9 protein-coding genes are annotated in these 6753 nt (G+C 66.3%); 5 read left to right on the forward strand and 4 right to left on the reverse strand.

Annotation, left to right across the window (positions count from 1 at the left end; translation table 11 throughout):
* Positions 1-338 (forward strand): hypothetical protein (locus AC1DQ3_RS36065; RefSeq protein ID WP_477124874.1); only part of this gene is annotated, 338 nt, incomplete at its 5' end.
* A 132-nt stretch (positions 339-470) separates the two neighbouring features.
* On the opposite strand, the gene mnmA is transcribed toward AC1DQ3_RS36065, so the two are convergent.
* The 4 genes from mnmA to AC1DQ3_RS36085 all read right to left on the reverse strand — a co-directional run bounded on the left by mnmA (position 471) and on the right by AC1DQ3_RS36085 (position 3515).
* Positions 471-1556 (reverse strand): tRNA 2-thiouridine(34) synthase MnmA, encoded by a 1086-nt coding sequence (gene mnmA, locus AC1DQ3_RS36070; RefSeq protein ID WP_477124875.1) that lies wholly within the window; start codon positions 1554-1556, stop codon positions 471-473.
* The gene (locus AC1DQ3_RS36075) at positions 1553-2056 is read right to left on the reverse strand and encodes an NUDIX hydrolase (protein ID WP_477124876.1); all 504 of its coding nucleotides are present in this window, start codon (positions 2054-2056) and stop codon (positions 1553-1555) included. The genes mnmA and AC1DQ3_RS36075 overlap by 4 nt, the downstream gene beginning before the upstream one ends.
* A gap of 87 nt (positions 2057-2143) precedes the next feature.
* Complete coding sequence (gene dapA, locus AC1DQ3_RS36080; RefSeq protein ID WP_477124877.1) at positions 2144-3118, reverse strand: 4-hydroxy-tetrahydrodipicolinate synthase; 975 nt, start codon at positions 3116-3118, stop codon at positions 2144-2146.
* Entirely contained in the window at positions 3105-3515 is a 411-nt protein-coding gene (locus AC1DQ3_RS36085; protein WP_477124878.1) for a hypothetical protein, read from the reverse strand. Before AC1DQ3_RS36085 ends, dapA begins: the two co-directional genes overlap by 14 nt.
* Before the next feature lie 673 nt (positions 3516-4188).
* Here AC1DQ3_RS36085 and AC1DQ3_RS36090 point away from each other — a divergent pair.
* The 4 genes from AC1DQ3_RS36090 to AC1DQ3_RS36105 all read left to right on the forward strand — a co-directional run.
* The gene (locus AC1DQ3_RS36090; RefSeq protein WP_477124879.1) at positions 4189-5310 is read left to right on the forward strand and encodes a Re/Si-specific NAD(P)(+) transhydrogenase subunit alpha; all 1122 of its coding nucleotides are present in this window, start codon (positions 4189-4191) and stop codon (positions 5308-5310) included.
* A 137-nt stretch (positions 5311-5447) separates the two neighbouring features.
* Positions 5448-5810, forward strand: coding sequence for an aspartate 1-decarboxylase (gene panD / locus AC1DQ3_RS36095; RefSeq protein ID WP_477124880.1), 363 nt, complete (start codon positions 5448-5450; stop codon positions 5808-5810).
* A gap of 253 nt (positions 5811-6063) precedes the next feature.
* A complete protein-coding gene (locus AC1DQ3_RS36100; RefSeq protein WP_477124881.1) occupies positions 6064-6396 on the forward strand; it encodes an NAD(P) transhydrogenase subunit alpha part 2 in 333 nt (110 codons plus the stop codon).
* 2 nt (positions 6397-6398) lie between these two features.
* The coding region (locus AC1DQ3_RS36105; protein WP_477124882.1) for an NAD(P)(+) transhydrogenase (Re/Si-specific) subunit beta at positions 6399-6753 on the forward strand (355 nt) is incomplete at its 3' end.

A 6753-nucleotide genomic window follows, 5' to 3' on the forward strand; every position in this document is an offset into this window, starting at 1 on the left:
AAGCTAAGCTGGTTTCGGTGGCGGCGCTTGGGGCCGCAAATAGCGGACCCTTCGCAAATACGGCGCTCCTGCCGGACACCGCGGAGCCAGCTTACGATCATGGGCGAATCAACGCCTTGTTCATGGGCTTCGACGTCTCGATGCTCGACAAGGAGGGGAAACCGAGAACCGAAGCGATCGCGGCCCTTGTTGCACTGGACAATCTGTTCGCTCCGGAGAACCCGGCGCGAGAGGTACGCGTCGACTACGGCGATGCCTATCTCGTGCAATTCGGCGAGCCGCATGTCACTGACCYGAACCCGGATACCCAAGGCACAATCAAGACGGAACCCGTCTGAATGGAGGTGAAAATCATTGAAAGGCCTCCTGGCCCTCCCGGCCACCGCCGCGCAGACGGCCGCCCCAAATTTCGGTTTAAGCGACCCCTTGGCCATCAAGCCGGTTTTCTCATGCCCAGGCGATGCCGCGCATCACTGGATGATGCCGCCGCCCAGGCAGATATCGCCGTCGTACAGCACGGCGGACTGGCCCGGCGTGACCGCCCACTGCGCCTGCGCGAAGGTCAGTTGCAGCGCATTGTCCGCGCACGCCGTCACCGTGCAGGGCGCATCGCTCTGGCGATAGCGCGTCTTGCCCGACAGCGCGGTGTCGGCCGCCGGGCCCTCGCCCGCCACCCACGACAGGTCGGCGGCGTTGAGCTTGGGCGTGAGCAGCCACGGATGCTCGTGGCCCTGCACCACATATAGCGTGTTGCTGGCCATGTCCTTGCGGGCCACATACCAGGCGTCGCCATTGCCGGCGCGGCTGCCGCCCAGGCCGATGCCCTTGCGCTGCCCCAGCGTGTAGAAGGCCAGGCCGATATGCTGGCCGACTTCCTTGCCGTCCGGCGTCAGCATCGGGCCCGGCTTGGTCGGCAGGTAGCGGTTCAGGAAATCGCGGAAAGGCCGCTCGCCGATAAAGCAGATGCCGGTGGAATCCTTCTTCTTCGCATTGGGCAGGCCAATCTCGGCGGCGATCTCGCGTACTCGCGTCTTGGGCATCTCGCCCAGCGGGAACAGCGTGCGCGACAGCTGCGCCTGGTTCAGCCGGTGCAGGAAGTAGCTCTGGTCCTTGGTGTGATCGAAGGCCTTGAGCAGTTCGAAGCGCCCGGTCGTCGCCACTTCGCGCACGCGCGCGTAGTGGCCGGTGGCGATGGTGTCCGCGCCCAGCGACATCGCATGGTCGAGGAAGGCCTTGAACTTGATCTCGGCATTGCAGAGCACGTCGGGGTTCGGCGTGCGGCCCGCGGAATATTCGCGCAGGAAATCGGCGAAGACGCGGTCCTTGTACTCGGCGGCAAAATTGACGGCTTCCACATCGACGCCGATCAGGTCGGCCACCGAAACCACGTCCAGCCAGTCCTGCCGGGTCGAGCAGTACTCGCCGTCGTCATCGTCTTCCCAGTTCTTCATGAACAGGCCGATCACCTCGTAGCCCTGCTGCTTGAGCAGCCACGCGGTCACCGAGGAATCCACCCCGCCCGACATGCCCACGACCACGCGCTTGCCCGCGCTCATGGCTGCGCTCCGCCGGTTATCACCGAGGGATGGGTGTAGAGCGCGTCGAGCGCGAAGCGCTTGCCCGCCAGGAAGTCGTCGATGCAGGCCATCAGCAGCGGCGTGCGGTGCCGCTCGGGGCAGGCGCGGATCTCGTCGGCGCTCATCCACACCGTGCGCACGATGCCGACGTCAAGCTGGCGCCCGGCATCGAGCGCGCCCAGCTCACCGGTAAACGCAAAGCGCACGTAGGTGATGTCGCCACCCGGCCGCGCCGTGCTGCCGGCCGACTGCGCCCGGGCGGTATAGCAACCCAGCAGCGCGCGCGGTTCGAAGGTGTGCGCGGTTTCTTCCAGCGTTTCGCGGATGACCGCGTGGATCAGGCTCTCGCCCGGATCGAGATGGCCGGCCGGCTGGTTCAGCCGCAGGCCATTGGGGGTTTCTTCTTCCACCAGCAGGAAGCGGCCGCCGCGTTCGATAACCGCGGCGACAGTGACGCTGGCCTTCCAGTCGTGTGACATGATGCACAAATTTTAAGCAATTTGGCATTCTACCGGTTGCCGTCCTTTCGCGCATCCGCGCATCTGCGCCACCCCCGTGCTCCATCGCTAGGCCGGCAACAAAGTGCGCTGCACGTCCTCCACCGGAGGCAGCAAGGCGATCGCCTGGTCCAGCCGCTCGAGCAACTTCCGGCTGCCCGGCACCAGCGGCCGCCTGACTTCGGCCCCGGCCAGACCGCATAAAGCCAATGCGGTCTTGACCGGCGCCGGATTGGGTTCGGAGAACAGCAGCGAGATCAGCGGCGCCAGTTGCGCGAACAGTGCACGCGCGGCCTCGTGCCGGCCCGCGGCAACCAGTTGCAGCAGACGCACGAACAAATCCGTGCGGATATGCGCGCAGGCCGGCACCACACCGTCGCCGCCGGCGAGCAGGTGGTCGAGCATGGCCGCGTCTTCGCCGCAGAACACAGCCAGCAGATCGTTGCCCGCGAGCTCGCCCAGCCCGGCGGCATCGCACTCCTTGACCGCCACGATGCGCGGATGCAGCGCCAGCCGCCGCACCAGTGCCGGGGACAGCGAGCAACCCGTGCGCTTGGGCACGTTGTAGAGCATCAGCGGCCGCCTGGTCGCGTCCGCCACGCGCTCGAAATGCCAGGCGATACCTTCGTCGTCCGGCCGCAGGTAGTACGGCGGCGGCACCAGGTAGCCGGCCAGCTCGAAGCGGTCGAGCTGGCGCACTTGCTCGCAGACAGCGCGGGTATCCACGCCGCCGGCACCGGCCAGCACGGGCACCGCGCCGTCCACCGCCTCCAGCACCGCGCCGGCAAACATCAACCGCTCCGCCGGCGAGAGCAGTCCTCCTTCGCCTGTCGTGCCAAGGATGACCAGCCCATCCACGCCGCTCGCCACATAGTGCGCGGCCAGGCGTTGCGCGCTGGGCAAGTCCAGCTCGCCGCCCCGCATCGGCGTGACCAGCGGCAGCCACAGCGCCGCGCGGGTCCCCTCGGAACGTGCAGGCGCGAAGCCGGCGCGCGCGGCACCGCTGCCCTTGCGCGCGACCGCGCCCGCGTCAGTGCGCGGCATGGTCCTGCCCCAGCATGGTGGTAGCGCCGAACTCGGCAGCCGGCAACGCCATCATGATGGCGTGCATGGCGGCATCGCGGCCGCCGCGCTCGACTTCCACGTGCAGCGTGGTCTCGCCATGGCGATGGTCCACTTCGACCACGTAGATGTGTGCGAGCTGGCCGATCGCGCGGTGCAGCGACTGGCGCAGCGCGAAGACCTGGCCCGACGCCACCGCCAGCCGCAGCCGGATCCAGCCATGCGCGGTATTCGCGGCAATCCCCGGCGCGGTGGCCGGCGTGGCTTCGATGCCGGATGCGGGGACGCGTCCGGTGCGGGATTCGCTGCCGGATTCGGCACGGGAAGGACGGCGGCGCGGCACGGAAGCAAAGGCCACGGCAAGGCTCGACTGTCGCATTTGAGCGGGACCCGCGTTGCGCGGGTCGTCTGTTGAAGATGGGTCCATGCTAGGCAGGACGGCCTCAAGTTGATGCAGTAATCGCCGCCGGCGCCATCAAAATGTCATCAAGATGACGAGCGCATCTCTCACGCCGGCACCGCAATCGGAACGTCCTGGTGATCGCAAGACATCGATCGGCGGAGATAAGCCAACGCTCGCGGCGGCCCGAACAGTACGGGGACGCGCCTCAAATCGGTGTCAAAAAAGTTACGCCTCGTCAACGCAAGGCGTGAGAGTCCCATCAATGCCGGCGCAGCGTGCCTGCCGGTGCAGGAATGGTCCAGGCTCAGGCCCGAGCGCCCGCATGCACCAGCCGGATACCTGCCATGCGTTGACAGCGCTGTTGTGCAAATGCCGAATGGCTGGTCACCACTAATCGTCAGTTTCCTGTAAGCTGCGAAAAAATTGTGCGCTGCGTTTGGCTCCGGCCGACCGCATGACGGGACACAAGTGCCGGGGGCGTCAGCCCACGTAATGCGCTTAAAGCAGGTCAGCGGCATTGTCAGAATGAAACGAATCGGTTCTGGTCAGGCGCGTTGCCTTGCCGTACACGTCGTACGACAAGTCTCGCCTCATCGCCAGAATCATTTTGACAGCGCCTCAAAGACGCCAGCAAAAGGAGAAATTGACGATGCACATCGGCATCCCGCAGGAAACGCGGGCAGGTGAGACTCGCGTTGCCGCCACCCCGGAGACGGTCAGGAAATACGTGACCCAGGGCCATCAGGTCCTTGTCCAGTCGGGAGCCGGCGTACGCGCCAGCGTTCCGGACTCGGCCTATGAGGCGGTCGGCGCCACCATTGGCACCGCGGCCCAGGCCCTGGGCGCGCAGCTGGTGCTCAAGGTCCGCGCCCCCGACGATGCCGAACTCGCGCTGATGAAGCCGGGCGCCGCGCTGATCGGCATGCTCAATCCCTTCGATGCTGAGAACAACGCGCGCATGGCGCGTGCCTCGCTGACGGCCTTCGCGCTGGAAGCCGCGCCGCGCACCACGCGCGCGCAGAGCATGGACGTGCTCTCCTCCCAGGCCAATATCGCCGGCTACAAGGCCGTGCTGGTCGCCGCCCACCATTACCAGCGCTTCATGCCGATGCTGATGACCGCCGCCGGCACCGTCAAGGCGGCGCGCGTGCTGATCCTCGGCGCCGGCGTGGCGGGCCTGCAGGCCATCGCCACCGCCAAGCGGCTGGGCGCGGTGATCGAAGCCTCCGACGTGCGTCCCGCCGTCAAGGAGCAGATCGAATCGCTGGGCGCCAAATTCCTGGATGTGCCGTTCGTCACCGACGAAGAGCGCGAGATCGCGCAGGGCGTGGGCGGCTATGCCCGCCCCATGCCGCCCGACTGGATGCGGCGCCAGGCCGAGCTGGTGCACGAGCGCGCCAAGGCCGCCGACATCGTCATCACCACCGCGCTGATCCCGGGGCGCCAGGCGCCGGTGCTGCTCAAGGAAGAGACCGTGCAGGCGATGAAGCCGGGCTCCGTGGTGGTCGACCTCGCCGCGGCGCAGGGCGGCAACTGCCCGCTCACGGTGGCCGACGAAGTGGTGGAACGCCATGGCGTCACGCTGATCGGGCACACCAACCTGGCCAGCATGGTGGCTGCCGACGCGTCGGCGCTCTATGCGCGCAATGTGCTCGACTTCCTCAAGCTCGTCATCGACAAGGACGGCCAGTTCACGCTGAACCTGGAAGACGACATCGTCGCGGCCTGCCTGATGTGCAGGGACGGCCAGGTGGTACGCGGCGCCTCCTGAGCGGCGGCGGGCCCGCGGTGGACCGGTCGTCTTGGAATGGCGTCAGGCGGTTCCGGCCAGGTGCGCCATGGCGCGCCCGGCCGGTACTGGCCGGCACCGGAACATTCCATCCAGCATCAACCAAGGACGTATCAGCCATGCAACGCATCATGCTCCGCGCCAAGCTCCATCGTGTCACCGTGACACAGGCGGACCTCAACTACGAGGGATCATGCGGCATCGACGAGAATCTTCTCGAAGCAGCCGACATGAAGGAGTTCGAGAAAATCGAGCTATACAACGTCAACAATGGCGAGCGTTTTTCCACCTACATCATCAAGGGCGTCCGCGGCAGCGGCGAGATCTCGCTCAATGGCGCGGCCGCACGGCGCGCGCACCTGGGTGACCATCTCATCATCTGCACCTACGCGCCGATGAGCGATGCAGAGATTGCCACCTACAAGCCGAAGATCATCCTGGTGGACGACAACAACGCCATCAAGGAAATCAAGAAGGTGTAGGCAGGAATATGCCGATGAGGACATCGCGCCGGGAGCCAACGCCGGCGCCATGCCCGAATCCGGCATGCCATGTCCCTGGATTCAGGGATGGATTCAGCCGCATCGTCGCCACCGGGCGACGCTGCGCAAGCGCAGGACGACAACGCGGCACCAGGCGGGGCATCGATGCAGCAGGCGCGCACAGGCGCCTGGCCAGGCAAAAGAACACGGGGTAACCGCGCAGCAAGGCATTCAAGCAACGAAGGAGAAGTCGATGGAAATGGTGAACCACACGGTGATCAATCTGATCATCTTCGTGCTGGCGATCTACGTGGGCTACCACGTGGTCTGGACGGTGACGCCCGCGCTGCACACCCCGCTGATGGCGGTGACCAATGCGATCTCGGCCATCATCATCGTCGGCGCCATGCTGGCGGCCGGCCTGACCGAGGGGCCGGTGGGCCGTACCATGGGCACGCTGGCCGTGGCGCTGGCCGCGGTCAACGTGTTCGGCGGCTTCCTGGTGACGCAGCGCATGCTGGAGATGTTCAAGAAGAAGGAACCCAAGGCCAAGTCCGGCAAGGGCCATGCGGAGGGCGCAAAGTGAGCATGAATCTCGTCACCCTGCTCTACCTGCTGGCCTCGGTGTGTTTCATCCAGGCGTTGAAGGGCCTGTCGCATCCCAGCTCCGCGCGGCGCGGCAACGCCTTCGGCATGACCGGCATGGCCATCGCCGCGGTGACCACGCTGGCGCTGATCGTCAAGCTCAAGAGCGAATTCCTCGCGATCGGCGCGGGCCAGTCGTCGGTCGCCGAAGGCATGGCGCTGATCTTCGGCGCGCTGGTGGTCGGCGGCGGCATCGGCGCCGTCGTGGCAAAACGGGTCGAGATGACCAAGATGCCCGAACTGGTGGCCGCCATGCACTCGCTGATCGGTATGGCCGCGGTCTGCATCGCCGTGGCCG

This window comes from Cupriavidus sp. 01T418 (genome assembly GCF_056398885.1).

What these genes read in the sequence shown, in the direction of transcription:
- mnmA (WP_477124875.1), bottom strand. Translation starts at nt 1,556, where the DNA reads ATGAGCGCGGGCAAGCGCGTGGTCGTGGGCATGTCGGGCGGGGTGGAT.
- AC1DQ3_RS36075 (WP_477124876.1), bottom strand. Translation starts at nt 2,056, where the DNA reads ATGTCACACGACTGGAAGGCCAGCGTCACTGTCGCCGCGGTTATCGAA.
- dapA (WP_477124877.1), bottom strand. Translation starts at nt 3,118, where the DNA reads ATGCCGCGCACTGACGCGGGCGCGGTCGCGCGCAAGGGCAGCGGTGCC.
- AC1DQ3_RS36085 (WP_477124878.1), bottom strand. Translation starts at nt 3,515, where the DNA reads ATGCGACAGTCGAGCCTTGCCGTGGCCTTTGCTTCCGTGCCGCGCCGC.
- AC1DQ3_RS36090 (WP_477124879.1), top strand. Translation starts at nt 4,189, where the DNA reads ATGCACATCGGCATCCCGCAGGAAACGCGGGCAGGTGAGACTCGCGTT.
- panD (WP_477124880.1), top strand. Translation starts at nt 5,448, where the DNA reads ATGCAACGCATCATGCTCCGCGCCAAGCTCCATCGTGTCACCGTGACA.
- AC1DQ3_RS36100 (WP_477124881.1), top strand. Translation starts at nt 6,064, where the DNA reads ATGGAAATGGTGAACCACACGGTGATCAATCTGATCATCTTCGTGCTG.